Below are 15,320 nucleotides of genomic sequence, written 5' to 3' on the forward strand. Positions count from 1 at the left end.
CTGACACTCACCACTGCGGGACGTCATCCCGCAGGAGGAAGGGCTAGTCATAGACGGCCTCGACGAACCAGCGGCCGCCCTGGCTGATCAGCAGCCAGCCGGTGCCGTCGGCGGTGGCGACCTGGACGCGGACCTTCACCGCGCCGCCGTCGATCCGGGCGCCGTCGACCCGGGAGGCGTCCCACCACCGCTCCTCGGCGGGCCAGGGACCGGCCCAGGACAGCACGGGCCGCGGGGACTCCTCGCCCACACGGAGCTTCGCGGGCGGGGCGGAGATCGCGTAGCGGGAGCTGATCGCGACCGGGAGCCCGCCGTCGTCGACGAGCTGGGCCGGGACCGGGGAGGGCGGGACCAGGGCCGGGCTCGGGGCGGGGATCCGGCCGGGCCACGGACCGGTCTCCTCGGCCTCGCGCTCGAGCGGGCCGCGCGGGTCGCCCCACGCGACGTAGCGGATCCGCTCCCCCGGGCCCCGGCCGCCGGCCAGCACCGCGGTGAGGACGGCCGGCTGGCCGAGCATCCCCTGCACCCGGGCCAACGCCCGGCCGGCGCGCTCAGCCGCCTCGGCGTCGGCGCCGTGCGTCCAGAACCCCAGTTGGTCGCCCCCGTGCGGGATGACCTCGTCCGGCGTCAGGCGCAGGACGGCGATGCCACCGCGCGGCCGGTGCTTGACCTGACGTGCCGTCAGCCATCCGTCGAGCTGCCAGCGGACGCGTTCGGCGATCGCGGCGGCGTCCAGCACGCCCTCGTAGCGCCAAATGCGTTCGTGGCGTTCGCCGGTCTCGGTCTCGGCCTCCACCACGAGCCGGGTGCAGCCCAGGCCGACCGCGGTCAGCCGCGCGTGCAGCTGATCGGCGAGCGGACGGGCAGCGAAGGCGGCGCGCTCCACCTGCTCGGCAGGCGGATCCAGGTGGGTGGTGACGACGAGGTCCGGCGGCGGGGTCCGCCCGTCCGGGGGCAGGGGGTCCTCGCCCCGGGCCAACCGGTGGGCGAAGCCGCCGTCGGCCCCGAACCGGGCCGTGACGTCGGCCGGGGGCAGGCCGGCGAAGTCGCCCAGCGTCCGCAGGCCGAGCCGGCGGAGCAGGTCGGCGAGGTCGGGCCGGTCGAGGACGTCGACCGGATAGGGGGCGAGGAACTCCGGGGTCTGCCCCGCCGGGACGATCCGGCCGACCCGGGCGGCCAGGGCGGCGGCGAACGCGCCCTCGGCGACCCCGGCCCGGCACAGATCACCGGGGCCGGCCGCGGAGGCCTCGTCGGCCAGGCGCGCGGCGGCCGCCTCGTCGCCCCCGAAGTACCGGGCCGGACCGCGGGCGGCCACCGTGCACAGCCCCGGCCGGACGATCTCGACCCCCGGCGCCAGCGACTCGACGGCGACGACGATCGGCTCGAACGCGCGGGACTCCTCGGCGAGGTCGCGGGCGAGAATCGCCAGGTCAGGGCAGCGGTACTGCGCCTCGCGCCGCCGCAACCCGCGGCGCACCCCGGCCTCCCGGGCCGAGGCCGTGCAGGCGAGGACGCGCCCGGCGGCGAGCACCGCGGCGGGGGCCGCCGGGTCCAGCCCCGCGGCCGCGGCGGCGGTCACCACCGGCCAGTCCGGCGACCAGATCGCGATCGTCCGCGCCGCACGTCCCATGCGTCGATGTTCGAACGCATGTTCGAACAAGTCAAGCGGTTCGGCGAGTCGTGACGCGCCGCGCAGTGGCCACACGCCGGAACCTCGCCCTAAGGTGACCGACACTTGGGCCCAAACCGGGCGCATCCGGAGGTGTCGTGTTGGGCGATCGTCGACTGGTCGTGGTCGAACGCATCGACGACGTGCTGCACACCCTCGCCACCCGAGGCATGCATCCCGGTGAGTCGGTGACCGTCGGCCGCGCCGCCGAGCTCCCGATCGGGCACACCCACGACGCCCGGATCTCCCGACTGGCCCTCACGGTGACGTGCACCGAGGACGGCTGGGCCTTCGAGTCCACGAACCGCAACGGGGTGCTCATCCACCCCTGGGGCCAGCCCCCGCGGTACGCCCAGCGCGAGGAGACGACCGCGGCGCCCCGGGTCGCCCTGCGCATCGTCGGCTCGATCGTCCGCGAGCACTGGGTGCTCCTTGAGGACGACACCCGGCTGGCCTCGGCCCGCCCCGGCCGCGCGAACTCCCCCGGCGGCCTTCCCGGCGACCCGACGCACGCCGAGCTGGAGGCCCTGCGCCTGCTGTTCCCCGACCTGCTCGAGTGGCCCCCGCTGCTGACGGAGTGGCCCCCCGGCATCGAGCAGGTCGCGCGGGAGCTGCGCGTCACCACCGAGACGCTCATGCGCCACCTCGACGAGGTCCGCAACCGCGCGGTCGCCCTCGGCCTGCCGCCGGAGGTCACGATCGCCGACCCCGAGTACGTCCACCTGCTCGTCCAGGCCGGCTGGCTGCGTCCGGAGCTGTTCCCGGAGTCCGGAGCTCCCTCCCCCGGCCACTGACCCTCACCCGGCCACTGGTTCTCACCCGGCCACCTCGACCGGCGGGGCGAAGGCCGCCTCCAGGGCCGCGGGCGCACCGTCGGCGGCCGGGAGCCACAACTCGGCGCTGCGCGGCCGACCACCCGCGGTGCCGCGGCCGGCGGCGGAGACCAGGAGCCGGCGCGCGCTCAGCCGGCCGTGCCCATTCCCGAGGCCCTCCCACCGCGAGTGGACGGGGGTGAGCCGTACCTGGGCACCCGGCCACGGGCCGAGCGAGACCAGGACGGTCCCGTGGTGGCGGGCCCGGGCGGTCAGCGCCCGCGCCTCGGCCGGGGCCAGGTCCGCGGGCGGCCGGGCGACGACGAGGTCGAAGCCGTCCAGCAGCGCCCCGACCGCGCGGGCCCAGTTCTGCCCCGGCGCGGGGACCAGCGCAAACCGACTCAGGTCGATGCCCACCTCGGCGGCCGCGGCGAGCCCGAGCCCGGGCGCCCCGACCAGCACGCACCACGACCCCGCGGCCGAGGCCTCCGCGAGCAGCGCCAGTGCCAGCGAGCAGCCGCCGGCTCCGGGCCGCTCACCGAACCCGCTCGACTCGCCCCGGCCGGCCGCGCCGGACCGGCGACCCCGCGGCCCGACCGGGACCACGTCCTCGCGGACCCCGATCTCGACGGCGCTCCCGCGCCGCAGTCCACCACCCGGGAACAGCGGCCGCAGCGCCGCTGCGACCGGCAGCACGCCACTCGTCGCCGGCGCCTCCGCGGCGACGCGCACCGCTCCGGGTTGCGCCCGCTCGAGCAGGGCCCGCAGGTCGGCGACGGTGGCACTCACTCCACCATTGTCGAACACATGTTCGACCAGTGCAACCGGAACCCTCGGTCCGGGTCAGTCCACGAGGTGGACGTCCTCGAACCAGCCCTGCCGCTCCCGGTAGAACTCGACCCCGGTGCCGTTGGGGTCCCGGATGTACAGGCTGTTGTGGACCCCGCGGTCGGGGCCGAGGTAGTCGACGCCCGCCTCGTCGAGCTTCGCCCGGATCTCGTCGAAGCGCTCGGGCGTGACGGACAGCGCGATGTGCTGGACGTTGCCGAGCGTCTCGGTGAACTCGGGGTGCTCGTGGCCGGGGAAGTCGAAGAACCCGAGCAGGGTCCGGTTGCCGAGGTCGAAGAAGAAGTGGCTCGACCCGGCGTAGTCCCGGTTCTCCACGAGTTCCACCAGCGGGAAGCCGAGGAACTCGGAGTAGAAGCGGATGGTCTCCTCGACGTCGCGGCAGATCAGGGCGAGGTGGTGGATCCCGCCCGTCGGCGGCGCCGGCCGCTCCGCCCGGGGGCGGACGTACTTGGCCTTCAACTCCTCGCGACGGGCGCGGACCGCCTCAAGTTCGGCACCTTCGGGCTGCGGCATCGGAAGCTCCTGACCTGACGTTCGACCGGCGGGGTCCAGCACACCGTGCTTCCGACGCCAGGTCCAGCCACCGGCGGCCCGATTTTTCCGGGTACGTCCCCGTGAAATCAGACGTTCGGCTGACTCAAGGCCGGTCGACCGGCGGATTTCCCCTCCCCAGGAAACCGGTTTGGATGCGCGCCCGTCTCAGTTGGGGAGCGGCACGACCCGCAGTACACCGCCTGCACCGGCGACCCTTTGCACGGAGGACGAGATGCACACCTGCTCCTGGTTCAGCTCGAACGAGCACCCGGAGTGCGGCGCCCCGGCGCCCCACCAGGTCACCGTGACCACCCCCCTCTACCGCGCGACGATGTGGTTCTGCACCGAGCACAAGCTCCTGCAGGAGGCCAACTTCGCGCGGCGCATCCCCGGTCAGCGTCGGTCCGTTCTCACCTCGACCACGACCGGCCCCACCAACTGACGGAGAATCAGAGTCAGAGCTCCGGAGCCAGTGACGCGAAGAACGTGACCGTTCGCGCGATGCCGGCGGCCGGGTCGGGCCCGACACCGAAGGGCACCGCCCACAGCTCGGTGGCGCCGGCGTCGCGCAGTTCGGTCAGCCGGCGGAGCACGGTCTCCTCCGGCCCGTAGATCGTCTGGTCCACGACGCCGGACGACCCCTCGCGGTCGTACTGGGCGCGGTAGTTGTCGAGGGTGTCGTAGCGGGCGAACGTTGCCAGCGCGGCCGCACGGCCGGCGTCGACGTCGTCGCACACCGCCACCGGGACGCCGACGACGATCCGGGGCGCGGGCCGACCCGCCGCCTCCGCCGCCTTCGCCAGCCCGGGCGCGATCTGCTCACCGATCCCCCGCGCTCCCGTCATCCAGGTGACGGTGCCGTCGGCGTACGTCCCGGCGACCTCGACCATCCTCGGCCCGAGCGCCGCGACGAGGATCGACGGCGCCGTCGAGCCGACGACGGTGAAGCTCGCCTCGACGTTGTAGAACCGGCCGGTGTGGCTCACCTCGCCGGTGCTCAGCAGCGCAGTGAGCACCTGCAGGTACTCGCGCATGTGGGCCGCCGGGCTGGCGTACTCCAGGCCGAGCGCGGTCTCGATGACCGGGCGGTGCGAGCTGCCGATCCCCAGCGTGAACCGCCCGCCGCACAACGACTGCACGGTCGCGGCCGTCTGCGCGAGGGCGTGCGGGTGGCGCGGGTAGGTCGGCACGACCCCGATCCCGAGTTCGATCGACCGGGTCTGCGTGCCGGCGACCGCGATCGCCGCGAGGGTGTCGGTGCCCCGGGCGACGTGGGTGGTCCAGACGGCCGGGAAACCCGCCTCCTCCGCCGTCTGCGCGTCCGCGGCGATCTGGATCGGGGGAACCGGCGCGCCCAGCACGTCACCCCCGACGTTCATGGCGATCCGCATGCCGTCACCCCTCTCCCGGTCGAGAATTCCGTGAGGACCCGTCAGGACACGAACGTCACGAGACGGGCGTGCCGTCGGCCGCCAGGGCGGAGAACCCGAGGTAGGGCACGAGCGCCTTCGGCATCTGCACCGACCCGTCGGGCTGCTGGTAGTTCTCCAGGATCGCGGCCAGCGTCCGGCCGATCGGCAGACCCGAGCCGTTCAGGGTCGCGGCCGGCTGGCGCGTGTTGTCCGCGCCGCGGACGCGGATCCCGGCCCGGCGGGCCTGGAACGTCCCGCAGTCCGAGCAGGACGAGATCTCGCGGTAGCGGTCCTGGCTCGGCAGCCAGACCTCGAGGTCGTAGGTCAGCTGGGCGGAGAAGCCCATGTCGCCCGCGGCGAGGCGGACGACGCGGTAGGGCAGCTCGAGCTCCGCGAGGCACGCCTCCGCGTGAGACACCATCAGTTCCAGCTCGGCGTTCGACGTCTCCGCCGTGCAGATCCGGACCAGCTCAACCTTCGAGAACTGGTGCAGCCGGAGGATGCCGCGGGTGTCGCGGCCGTAGGACCCGGCCTCCGAGCGGTAGCAGGCCGTGTGGGCCGTGTAGGCCAGCGGCAGGGCGGACGCGTCGAGGATCTCGTTCGCGTGCAGGTTGGTCAGCGGCACCTCGGCGGTCGGGATCAGGAACAGCTCCCGGTCGCCGGCCGCGGTCGCGAACAGGTCCGCCTCGAACTTGGGCAGCTGGCCCGTGCCGGTCATCGTCTCGCGGGTGACCAGCGTCGGCAGCGAGAACTCGGTGTAACCGTGGCGGCGGGTGTGCAGGTCGAGGAACAGCGTCGCGATCGCGCGCTCCAGGGCGGCACCGGCGCCCCGGGCGACGGCGAACCGCGGGCCCGAGAGCTTGGTCGCGCGGCCGAAGTCGAGGATCCCGAGCGCCTCGCCCAGGTCCACGTGGTCGCGCACCTCGGTCTCGAAGCTCGGCGGCGTCCCCACGCGGCGGACCTCGACGGCGTCGTCCTCGCTGAGCCCGTCCGGGGCGTCGAGCGAGGGCAGGTTCGGGATGCCGAGCATCAGCTCGTGGAGCTCGGCGCTGAGGCGGTCGGCCTCCTCCTCGGTCTCGCGGACCCGGTCCTTGAGCGTCCGCGCCTGCTCCTTGAGCGCCTCGACCGCGTCCCGGTCGGCCCCGGACTTGGCGGCCTTGCCGACCTCGCCCGCGATGCGCTTGGACTCCGCGCGCATCTCGTCCCCGGTGCGGATCGCGGCGTTCCGGGCCGCCAGGAGGTCGGCGATGGGGGTCAGGTCCAGGACGTAGCCCCGGCGGGCCAGGGCCGCGACCGCCGCGTCCCCGAGGGAGATCAACTCACGCGCATCATGCATGCGCCGAACCTAGCCCTCCGCGGAAATTCGGCGATGCATTCGGGTGTTGCACGGCACACGCAGTCAATGCTGACCGGTGGCGGCGGGTCCCGGACGGGCCGCTAAGCTACTGGCGAGTCACTTACCGTTCGGAGGCAGCCGTGAGCACCGAAGCGTTCGTGTACGACGCGATCCGCACCCCCCGCGGGCGCGGCAAGAAGACCGGTTCCCTGCACGGCGTGAAGCCGATCTCCCTGGTCGTGGGCCTGATCGACGCGCTGCGCGAGCGTTACCCGAACCTGGACGAACAGCGAATCGACGACCTGGTCCTCGGCTGCGTCTCCCCCGTCGGGGAGCAGGGCGCCGACATCGCCAAGACCGCGGCGCTGCTCGCGAACCTGCCCGAGACCGTCGCCGGCGTCCAGCTCAACCGCTTCTGCGCCTCCGGCCTGGAGGCCGTGAACCAGGCCGCGCAGCGTGTCCGCTCCGGTTTCGAGGACCTGATCCTCGCCGGCGGTGTCGAGTCCATGTCCCGCGTCGCGATGGGCAGCGACGGCGGCGCCTGGGCGATGGACCCCGAGACCGCGTACGAGACCTACTTCACGCCCCAGGGCATCGGCGCGGACATGATCGCGACGATCGAGGGCTTCTCCCGCACCGACGTCGACCGCTACGCGCTGCTCTCCCAGGAGCGCGCGGCCAAGGCGCAGGCGTCCGGCTACTTCAGCCGCTCGCTCATCCCGGTCCGCGACCGCAACGGCGTCGTTCTGCTCGACCACGACGAGCACGTGCGCGCCGACTCGACCCTCGAGGGCCTCGGCCAGCTGTCGCCGAGCTTCGAGATGATCGGCGAGATGGGCGGCTTCGACGCCGTCATCCAGCAGAAGTACCACTGGGTCGAGAAGATCGACCACGTCCACACCCCGGGCAACTCCTCCGGGATCGTCGACGGCGCCTCGCTGACCCTGATCGGCAACGAGCAGGTCGGCAAGGACCTCGGCCTCACCCCGCGGGCGCGCATCCTCGCCACCGCCGTCAGCGGCGCCGACCCGGCGATCATGCTCACCGGCCCCGCCCCGGCGACCCGCAAGGCGCTCGCCAAGGCCGGCATGACGGCCGACCAGATCGACCTGTTCGAGATGAACGAGGCCTTCGCGGCCGTCGTCCTCCGGTTCGCCAAGGACATGGGCCTGAACCAGGACGACATCGAGAACAAGGTGAACGTCAACGGTGGCGCGATCGCGCTCGGCCACCCGCTCGGCGCGACCGGCGCGATGCTGGTCGGCACGATCATCGACGAGCTGGAGCGGCGCGACCAGCGCTTCGGCGTCGTCACCCTCTGCGTCGGCGGCGGCATGGGCATCGCCACCGTCCTCGAGCGCCTCTGACCCCGGTACGGACTGCCGAGAAGGAATTGTTGAACCCATGACGCTGCAGGACACGATCGGCACGTTCAAGATCGCCAAGGACGACGACGGGATCGTCACCCTGACGATGGACGACCCCGCCGGCTCGGCGAACACCATGAGCCAGGACTTCCAGACCTCGCTCGGTCAGGTGGTCGACGCGCTCGAGGCCGAGTACAAGGCCGACAAGAACTCGATCAAGGGCATCGTCCTTGCGTCGGCGAAGAAGACCTTCTTCGCCGGCGGCAACCTCGGCGAGATCCTCGCCGCGTCGCCGGAGCGCGCCGCGGCCTGGACCGCCGAGGTCGACGAGATGAAGCGCAACATGCGCCGGCTCGAGCTCCTGCCCGTGCCGAAGGTCGCGGCCATCAACGGCGCCGCCCTCGGCGGTGGCTACGAGATGTGCCTGATCATGAACCGTCGCATCGCCCTCAACGCGCGCGGCAGCCAGATCGGCCTCCCCGAGGTCAGCCTCGGCCTGCTCCCCGGCGCCGGCGGCGTCGTGCGCAGCACCCGCCTGCTCGGCATCCAGGACGCGCTCCTGAACGTCCTGCTCCAGGGCCAGCGGTACTCCCCCGCGCAGGCACTGGAGAAGGGCCTGATCGACCAGGTCGTCGACACGCCCGAGGAGCTGATCGCGGCGGCGAAGACCTGGATCAAGGAGAACCCCAACAGCGGCGTGCAGCCGTGGGACGCCAAGGGCTTCAAGATTCCCGGCGGCGGCCCGAACAACCCCGGCTTCGCCGCGAACCTGCCGGCGTTCCCGGCGACCCTGCGCAAGCAGATCAAGGGCGCCCCGATGCCGGCGCCGCGCAACATCCTCGCCGCCGCGATCGAGGGGGCGCAGGTCGACCTCGACACCGCGCTGAAGATCGAGACGCAGTACTTCATCGACGTGGCCACCAGCCAGGTCGCGAAGAACATGATCCAGGCGTTCTTCTTCGACCTGCAGTACGTCAACTCCGGCGGCGCCCGTCCGCAGGGGTACGACACGTACAAGGCGAAGAAGGTCGCCGTCCTCGGTGCCGGGATGATGGGCGCCGGCATCGCGTACGTCTGCGCGAAGGCCGGCATCGAGGTCGTCCTCAAGGACGTCTCGCTCGAGGCTGCTCAGAAGGGCAAGGCGTACTCGGAGAAGATCGTCGGCAAGTCCGTCTCCCGCGGCAAGATGACGCAGGAGCAGGCCGACGCCTTCCTCGCGCTGATCACCCCGACCGAGAAGGCCGAGGACGTCGCCGGCGCCGACCTCGTCATCGAGGCCGTCTTCGAGTCCGTCGAGCTCAAGCACAAGGTCTTCGGGGAGATCGAGAGCCTGGTCGCCCCGGACGCGGTCCTCGGCTCGAACACCTCCAGCCTGCCGATCACCGGCCTGGCCAAGGGTGTGCAGCGCCCGCAGGACTTCATCGGTCTGCACTTCTTCTCGCCGGTCGACAAGATGCCGCTGCTGGAGATCATCGCCGGCGAGCAGACCTCCGACGCCACGCTGGCGAAGGCGCTCGACCTCGCGAAGCAGATCAAGAAGACGCCGATCGTCGTCAACGACTCCCCCGGCTTCTTCACCAGCCGCGTCATCGGCACCTACCTCAACGAGGCGCTGGCGATGGTCGGCGAGGGCATCGACCCGCAGACCATCGAGCAGGCCTGCCTGCAGGCCGGCTACCCGGTCGGCGCGCTCGCGCTGTCCGACGAGCTGACGCTCACGCTGATGCGCAAGATCCGCGAGGCGAACAAGGACAACTCGGTGATGGGCGGCCACGGCCACCCCGCCGACGCGGTCGTCGACAAGATGATCGACGAGCTCGACCGCCCCTCCCGCGCCGCCGGCAAGGGCTTCTACGACTACGAGAACGGCCAGAAGGCCGGCATCTCACAGGTCGTCCGCGAGGCCTTCGACACCGGCCGCGAGAAGGTCGTCGGCACCGAGGTCCTGCGCGAGATGCAGGAGCGGATGCTGTTCATCGAGTCCATCGAGACGATCCGGTGCTTCGACGAGGGTGTCCTGCGCTCCGACGCCGAGGCCAACATCGGCTCGATCATGGGCATCGGCACGCCGCCGTGGACCGGTGGCGTCATGCAGTACATCAAGGGCTACACCAACGCGGCGGGCGAGACCGGCCCGGCGGCGTTCGTGGCCCGTGCCCAGGAGCTGGCCGCCACGTACGGCGAGCGTTTCGAGCCGCCGGCGTCGCTGGTCGAGGCGTCCAAGCAGGGCAAGGCCCGCCTCGAGGGCTGATCCTCCACGCTGAAAGACTGATGGCCTCGCCTCCGGGCGGGGCCATCAGTCTGTGTACGTGGAAGGAACTTGCGTGAGCGACGAGCCCCTGGTCCTGGCCAGCACCACCGACGGTGTCGCCACGGTGACGCTGAACTCCCCCGGCAACCGCAACGCGCTGTCGGTGGCCATGCTGACCGCGCTGACCGAGGCGATGGACGCGGTCGAGGCCGACGACGCCGCCCGCGTCGTCAAGCTCACGCACAACGGCCCGGTGTTCTCCGCGGGCATGGACCTCAAGGAGGCCGTCGTCGTCGGCCTCGAGTCGACCTCGGGCCTGATCCTGAAGCTGCTCCGGCAGCTGGTGACGCTGTCCAAGCCGGTCGTGGTCCGCCTCGACGGACCGGTGCGCGCCGGCGGTCTCGGCATCGTCGGCGCCGCCGACGTCGTGATCTCCAACGACACCGTGTCGTTCGCGTTCAGCGAGGCCCGCATCGGCGTCGCGCCGGCGATCATCTCGCTGACGACGCTGCCGAAGATGGACCCGCGCCTCGCCCACCGCTGGTGCCTGTCCGGCGAGACGTTCACCGCGGCGCAGGCGGCCGCCGCGGGCCTGATCTCCGAGGCCGTCCCGTCGGCCGAGCTCGACGCCGCGGTCGACGGCGTCATCGCGCAGCTCAAGCTCGCGTCCCCGCAGGGCCTCGCCGAGACGAAGAAGCTCCTCGGTCGCGACATCGCCGACCTGATCGACGCGAAGGGCGAGGCCATCGCCAAGCTCTCCGCCGGGCTCTTCGACACCGAGGAGGCCAAGGAGGGCATGCAGGCGTTCATCGAGAAGCGCAAGCCCCGCTGGCAGGTCTGAGGTCAGCGCTTCTTCTTCAGCATCCCGAACACGCCCTTGACGACCGTGTTCATCATGCTGCGCCCCTCGCGGCTCTTCAGGTAGTCGACGACCGCGCTGTCGCTCTTGCCGGGCTTGCTGCGCTTGCCGGACTCCTTCGGTTCCGCCTTGTCGGCCGGCGGGGCGGCGGGCGGCGCGGTCGCCGCCGCGACCTTCGCCTCGAGAAGCTCGCGGGCCGACTCGCGGTCGATCTCCTCCGCGTAGCGGGCCCACAGCTGCGAGGCCTTGGCCGCGTTGGTCACGGAGTCGGTCGGGATCGCGGCCATCAGGGAGGTCGGCGGGCAGAGCTTGGTCCACACCACCGGGGTGGGTGCGCCCCGCTCGGACAGAATCGTGATCATGGCCTCGCCCGTCCCGAGCTGGGTGAGGTCCTCCTCGAGGTCGTAGTCGCTCGTCTTCGGGTACGTCGTCACCGCGGCCTTGAGCGCCTTCGCGTCGCGCGGCGTGAAGGCCCGCAGCGCGTGCTGCACCCGGTTGCCGAGCTGCGCCAGGATCTCGCCGGGCACGTCGTCGGGCAGCTGCGTCACGAAGAAGACGCCGACGCCCTTCGAGCGGATCAGGCGCACGGTCTGCGCGACCTGGTCGAGGAACTCCTTCGACGCGTCGGCGAAGAGCAGGTGCGCCTCGTCGAAGAAGAAGACCAGCTTCGGCTTGTCGAGGTCCCCGACCTCGGGCAGGGCCTCGAACAGCTCGGCCAGCAGCCACATGAGGAACGTCGAGAACAGCTTCGGCTTGTCCGCGACGGCCGCGAGCTCCAGGCAGCTGATGATGCCCTTGCCGTCCGGCGTCGTGCGCATCAGGTCCGCGACCTCGAGCTCGGGCTCGCCGAAGAACGCCTCGCCGCCCTGCGCCTCGAGCTCGACCAGCTTGCGCAGCAGCACGCCCGCGGTCTGCGTCGACAGACCGCCGATCGTCTTGAGCTCGGCCTTCCCCTCGTCGCTGACGAGGTACTGCAGCGTCGCCCGCAGGTCCGCGAGGTCGAGCAGCGCGAGTTCCTTCTGCTCGGCGTAGGCGAACACCAGCGTCAGCGACGACGCCTGCGTCTCGTTGCAGCCGAGCACCTTCGCGAGCAACTGCGGGCCGAAGCTCGCCATCGTCGCGCGCACCGGCACGCCCGGCCCGAGACCGCCGAGGGCGAGGAACTCGACCGGGTACCCCGTCGGCGTCCACTCGACCCCGAGCTCGGTCACCCGCGACTTCACCTTGTCGTTCTCCTCGCCGGGGGCCGAGAGCCCGGCGAGGTCGCCCTTCATGTCGGCGGCGAACACCGGCACCCCGATCGCCGAGAGCTGCTCCGCGAGCAGCTGCAGCGTCTTGGTCTTCCCGGTGCCCGTCGCCCCGGCGATCAGCCCGTGCCGGTTCGCCATCGCGGCCGGCAGCCGCACCGTCGCCCCCGGGTGCGTCGTCCCCCCGAGCATCCCGCGCCCGAGCTCGAGCGCCGGTCCGGAGGAGGTGTACGCGGCCGCGATGCGCGCGGCGAAGTCTTCGGTCTCGGCCATGAGCCGAACCTAGTGCAGCCCCACCCCGCCCCCGCCGCACCGTCACCACCGTCCCCCGCCCCGGCCCCCGGCCCCGCCCCCGGCCCGTCCCCCGTACCTCGCCCTCGTCCAGCGCGCTCTCTGCTCATGCATGAGCGGGGTGTCGATTTCCCGGCTCCCGGTGTCCGAATTTCGACCGCCCAGTCATGCAAGAGCCACCTCCCGCTCATGCATGAGCAGAGCGTCGATTTCCGGCCCGCCGATGTCCGAATTTCGACCTCCCGCTCATGCATGAGCAGAGGGCGTGGGCGGGCGGCGCGGGCCTGTGGACAACTCGGGGTCGTCGACAGGTCGCTGTGGCACTCTCCCCCGATGCTGGAGCCCTTGGTACCTCTCGGAACGGGGCCGTTCCTGCGCCGGCGGGCGGCCGAGTTCGGTTTCACCCACGCGACGCTGCGGACGGCGGTGCGACGAAATCGCATCATCGTCCTGCGACGGGGCGTCCTCGTCTCGGCCGAGGACCGCGCGGCCGCCGCGGCGGCCCCGGAAACCCTGCACGCGCAGGACATTCAGGCGCTACGCCTGGCGCTGCACCGACAGAACGTCGTCGCCGCGGGGACGTCCGCGGCGCAGATTCTGGGGCTGGACTTCCTCGACCGTCCGCCGCCCGCGCTGATCGTCTGCACCGACGATCCGGGTGTCTCGGGCACCCACAAGAACGACTACTACCTGCGCTCAGCGCCCCTGCCGGCCGAGCACGTGATCCGGCGTCACGGCGTACCGTTGACGTCCGGGGAACGCACGCTGCTCGACCTCGCGTCCGCGCTGCCGTTCAAGCAGTCCGTGGTGTTCGCCGAGTCCGCCCTGCGGCAGGGGCTCGCCACCAAGGCCGGATTCGATGCCATCCTCGATGCCGCAGAGGGCCGACCCGGCATCGAGCAGGCCCGGAAGGCGCTGACGTTCGCCAGCCCGTGGACGCAGTCGGTCCTGGAGTCGGTGTCCCACGTCGGCATGTACGAGAAGGGCGTGATCCTGCCGAAGTGGCAGCAGGCCGTGATCGTGAACGGCGGCGAGGACGCCTACCTCGTGGACTGCCTGTGGGACCACCTCCCGATCCTGGTGATCGGCGAGGCCGACGGCACCGAGAAGTCCGTGGGCGTCGACCGGCTCGACACCGTCCGCCGGATCCGCGCCGAGCGGCACCGCCACGGGCAGCTCCTCGACACCGGCGCCGAGATCATCCGCTGGGGTTGGTACGAGGCGAACAACCCCGAGATCCTCGCCGCCAAGATCAACGCCGGCCTCGCCCGCGCCCTCGAACGCTCCCGCGGCCGCTTCTCGGTCTGACCCGTCCGCGCCGCCTGAGACGTTTCGGCCGGCACCGCGACGTCACAGGCGTCCCAGGCATCCCAGTCGTGCCCGACGCCGCGCAGCCGCCTCGCCCTGCCGCCACCCCCGCCGCCCCGTCCTCCGCTCATGCATGAGCGGAGGGTCGAAATTCGGACACCGTTCGCCCGAAAATCGACGCCCTGCTCATGCATGAGCGGAGGGCGCGGCACTTGCATGACTGAGTGGTCGAAATTCGGACACCGACGGGCCGAAAATCGACACCCCGCTCATGCATGAGCAGAGGGACACGGCCCCCGGCGCCGACGACCGACCAGAGCCGACGGGGCGACCAGAGCCGACGGGGCGACCGGAGCCGACGGGGCGGGGTCAGCCCTGGCGGGCGGCCTGGCGGGCGAGGCGGGCCTCGCGGCGTTCGGTGAAGCGGGAGGCGGCGGCGTCGATCTCGTCGAGGTAGGAGTCGAGCTCGAGGCGGGCCTTCTCGCCCTCGGGGCCGAGGTCGCGTTCCCAGACCCGCCACTGGTTCAGGACGGGCATGACGACGTTGTCGCGGTGCTGGCGAAGGTCGTAGATCCCCGCCATCGCGATCTCGAGCGCCTTGCGCTGGAAGCCGGGCAGGTCGTAGCCGGGCATCTGGAACTTCTTCACGACCTGGGTGATGGCCCGCATGGTGCGGTCCGGGGCGAGCTCGAGGGAGGCCTCGAGCAGCGCCCGGTAGAAGACCATGTGGAGGTTCTCGTCGGTCGCGATCCGGGCGAACAGCTTGTCGCCGATCGGGTCGCCGGTCGCCCGGCCGACGTTGCGGTGGGAGACGCGGGTCGCGAGCTCCTGGAACGAGACGTAGGCGATCGAGGCGATGGCGTCGCCGGGGTTGTCGTTCTGGAAGCCCTGGGACATGTGGACCATGCGCTCGCGCTCCAGCGCGATCGGGTCGCAGGCGCGGGTGACCAGCAGGTAGTCGCGGATGGCCTGGCCGTGCCGGCCCTCCTCGGCGGTCCAGCGGTGGACCCACTCGCCCCAGGCGCGGTCACGACCGAACAGGACGGCGATCTCGAAGTGGTAGCTGGGGAGGTTGTCCTCGGTCAGGAGGTTGACCGCCAGCGCCGTGGCGACGGCGGACGGCACCTTCGACTGCTCCGGAGCCCAGGCCTCGCCCTCGAGCAGGCCGTCGTAGTTCCGGCCTTCGCTCCACGGGACGTATTCGTGGGGGAACCACTCCTTCGCCATCTTCATGTGGCGTTCGAGCTCGCGCTCCACGACGGGTTCGAGCTCGCGGAGGATGGCCTCGTCAGAGAGTGCTTCGACCGTCATAACTTAAGGTTACGTAACCGTAAGTTCAGTGTCGAGGCCGGGCGGCGTGTCCCCGCTCACGCGACCCGTGACCA

13 protein-coding genes are annotated in these 15,320 nt (G+C 71.8%); 6 read left to right on the forward strand and 7 right to left on the reverse strand.

Features of this window, described 5'->3' with window-relative positions; genetic code table 11:
• Window positions 1-43: 43 nt before the first annotated feature.
• Complete coding sequence (locus tag ABD401_RS21015; RefSeq protein ID WP_344608394.1) at window positions 44-1,630, reverse strand: DNA polymerase Y family protein; 1,587 nt, start codon at window positions 1,628-1,630, stop codon at window positions 44-46.
• 140 nt (window positions 1,631-1,770) lie between these two features.
• Here ABD401_RS21015 and ABD401_RS21020 point away from each other — a divergent pair, with 140 nt between their 5' ends.
• Window positions 1,771-2,463 carry a hypothetical protein gene (locus ABD401_RS21020; protein WP_344608396.1) on the forward strand — a complete coding sequence of 231 codons (693 nt, stop codon included), beginning with the start codon at window positions 1,771-1,773 and terminating at the stop codon, window positions 2,461-2,463.
• Between the two features lie 21 nt (window positions 2,464-2,484).
• On the opposite strand, the gene ABD401_RS21025 is transcribed toward ABD401_RS21020, so the two are convergent.
• Both ABD401_RS21025 and ABD401_RS21030 read right to left on the reverse strand, forming a co-directional pair.
• Window positions 2,485-3,270 carry a hypothetical protein gene (locus ABD401_RS21025; RefSeq protein WP_344608398.1) on the reverse strand — a complete coding sequence of 262 codons (786 nt, stop codon included), beginning with the start codon at window positions 3,268-3,270 and terminating at the stop codon, window positions 2,485-2,487.
• Window positions 3,271-3,324: 54 nt separating this feature from the next.
• On the reverse strand, window positions 3,325-3,843 hold the full coding sequence (locus tag ABD401_RS21030; RefSeq protein ID WP_344608400.1) for a VOC family protein: 519 nt from the start codon (window positions 3,841-3,843) through the stop codon (window positions 3,325-3,327).
• A 253-nt stretch (window positions 3,844-4,096) separates the two neighbouring features.
• Here ABD401_RS21030 and ABD401_RS21035 point away from each other — a divergent pair, with 253 nt between their 5' ends.
• Window positions 4,097-4,306, forward strand: a complete 210-nt coding sequence (locus tag ABD401_RS21035; protein WP_344608401.1) for a hypothetical protein — start codon at window positions 4,097-4,099, stop codon at window positions 4,304-4,306.
• 13 nt (window positions 4,307-4,319) lie between these two features.
• Here the strand turns inward: ABD401_RS21035 and ABD401_RS21040 are convergent, their stop codons facing one another.
• The gene (locus ABD401_RS21040; RefSeq protein ID WP_344608402.1) at window positions 4,320-5,255 is read right to left on the reverse strand and encodes a TIGR03564 family F420-dependent LLM class oxidoreductase; all 936 of its coding nucleotides are present in this window, start codon (window positions 5,253-5,255) and stop codon (window positions 4,320-4,322) included.
• Between the two features lie 55 nt (window positions 5,256-5,310).
• Window positions 5,311-6,612 carry a serine--tRNA ligase gene (gene serS / locus ABD401_RS21045; RefSeq protein ID WP_344608404.1) on the reverse strand — a complete coding sequence of 434 codons (1,302 nt, stop codon included), beginning with the start codon at window positions 6,610-6,612 and terminating at the stop codon, window positions 5,311-5,313.
• Window positions 6,613-6,752: 140 nt separating this feature from the next.
• Between serS and ABD401_RS21050 the strand changes: the two genes are divergently transcribed.
• The 3 genes from ABD401_RS21050 (at window position 6,753) to ABD401_RS21060 (ending at window position 11,071) form a co-directional block, all read left to right on the forward strand.
• Window positions 6,753-7,979 (forward strand): acetyl-CoA C-acetyltransferase, encoded by a 1,227-nt coding sequence (locus ABD401_RS21050; RefSeq protein ID WP_344608406.1) that lies wholly within the window; start codon window positions 6,753-6,755, stop codon window positions 7,977-7,979.
• A gap of 37 nt (window positions 7,980-8,016) precedes the next feature.
• On the forward strand, window positions 8,017-10,230 hold the full coding sequence (locus ABD401_RS21055) for a 3-hydroxyacyl-CoA dehydrogenase NAD-binding domain-containing protein (RefSeq protein WP_344608408.1): 2,214 nt from the start codon (window positions 8,017-8,019) through the stop codon (window positions 10,228-10,230).
• Window positions 10,231-10,303: 73 nt separating this feature from the next.
• On the forward strand, window positions 10,304-11,071 hold the full coding sequence (locus tag ABD401_RS21060; protein WP_344608410.1) for an enoyl-CoA hydratase-related protein: 768 nt from the start codon (window positions 10,304-10,306) through the stop codon (window positions 11,069-11,071).
• 2 nt (window positions 11,072-11,073) lie between these two features.
• On the opposite strand, the gene ABD401_RS21065 is transcribed toward ABD401_RS21060, so the two are convergent.
• Entirely contained in the window at window positions 11,074-12,609 is a 1,536-nt protein-coding gene (locus ABD401_RS21065; RefSeq protein ID WP_344608412.1) for a helicase HerA-like domain-containing protein, read from the reverse strand.
• Between the two features lie 351 nt (window positions 12,610-12,960).
• Between ABD401_RS21065 and ABD401_RS21070 the strand changes: the two genes are divergently transcribed.
• Window positions 12,961-13,935, forward strand: a complete 975-nt coding sequence (locus tag ABD401_RS21070) for a hypothetical protein (RefSeq protein ID WP_344608414.1) — start codon at window positions 12,961-12,963, stop codon at window positions 13,933-13,935.
• Window positions 13,936-14,304: 369 nt separating this feature from the next.
• On the opposite strand, the gene ABD401_RS21075 is transcribed toward ABD401_RS21070, so the two are convergent.
• Window positions 14,305-15,246 (reverse strand): acyl-ACP desaturase, encoded by a 942-nt coding sequence (locus ABD401_RS21075; RefSeq protein WP_344608415.1) that lies wholly within the window; start codon window positions 15,244-15,246, stop codon window positions 14,305-14,307.
• Between the last annotated feature and the right edge of the window lie 74 nt (window positions 15,247-15,320).

It is taken from the genome of Sporichthya brevicatena (genome assembly GCF_039525035.1).
Classification (GTDB): domain Bacteria; phylum Actinomycetota; class Actinomycetes; order Sporichthyales; family Sporichthyaceae; genus Sporichthya; species Sporichthya brevicatena.

Coding starts and splice junctions, on each gene's coding strand:
- ABD401_RS21065 (WP_344608412.1), bottom strand. CDS start 12,609: ATGGCCGAGACCGAAGACTTCGCCGCGCGCATCGCGGCCGCGTACACC.
- ABD401_RS21070 (WP_344608414.1), top strand. CDS start 12,961: ATGCTGGAGCCCTTGGTACCTCTCGGAACGGGGCCGTTCCTGCGCCGG.
- ABD401_RS21040 (WP_344608402.1), bottom strand. CDS start 5,255: ATGCGGATCGCCATGAACGTCGGGGGTGACGTGCTGGGCGCGCCGGTT.
- serS (WP_344608404.1), bottom strand. CDS start 6,612: ATGCATGATGCGCGTGAGTTGATCTCCCTCGGGGACGCGGCGGTCGCG.
- ABD401_RS21030 (WP_344608400.1), bottom strand. CDS start 3,843: ATGCCGCAGCCCGAAGGTGCCGAACTTGAGGCGGTCCGCGCCCGTCGC.
- ABD401_RS21055 (WP_344608408.1), top strand. CDS start 8,017: ATGACGCTGCAGGACACGATCGGCACGTTCAAGATCGCCAAGGACGAC.
- ABD401_RS21015 (WP_344608394.1), bottom strand. CDS start 1,630: ATGGGACGTGCGGCGCGGACGATCGCGATCTGGTCGCCGGACTGGCCG.
- ABD401_RS21075 (WP_344608415.1), bottom strand. CDS start 15,246: ATGACGGTCGAAGCACTCTCTGACGAGGCCATCCTCCGCGAGCTCGAA.
- ABD401_RS21035 (WP_344608401.1), top strand. CDS start 4,097: ATGCACACCTGCTCCTGGTTCAGCTCGAACGAGCACCCGGAGTGCGGC.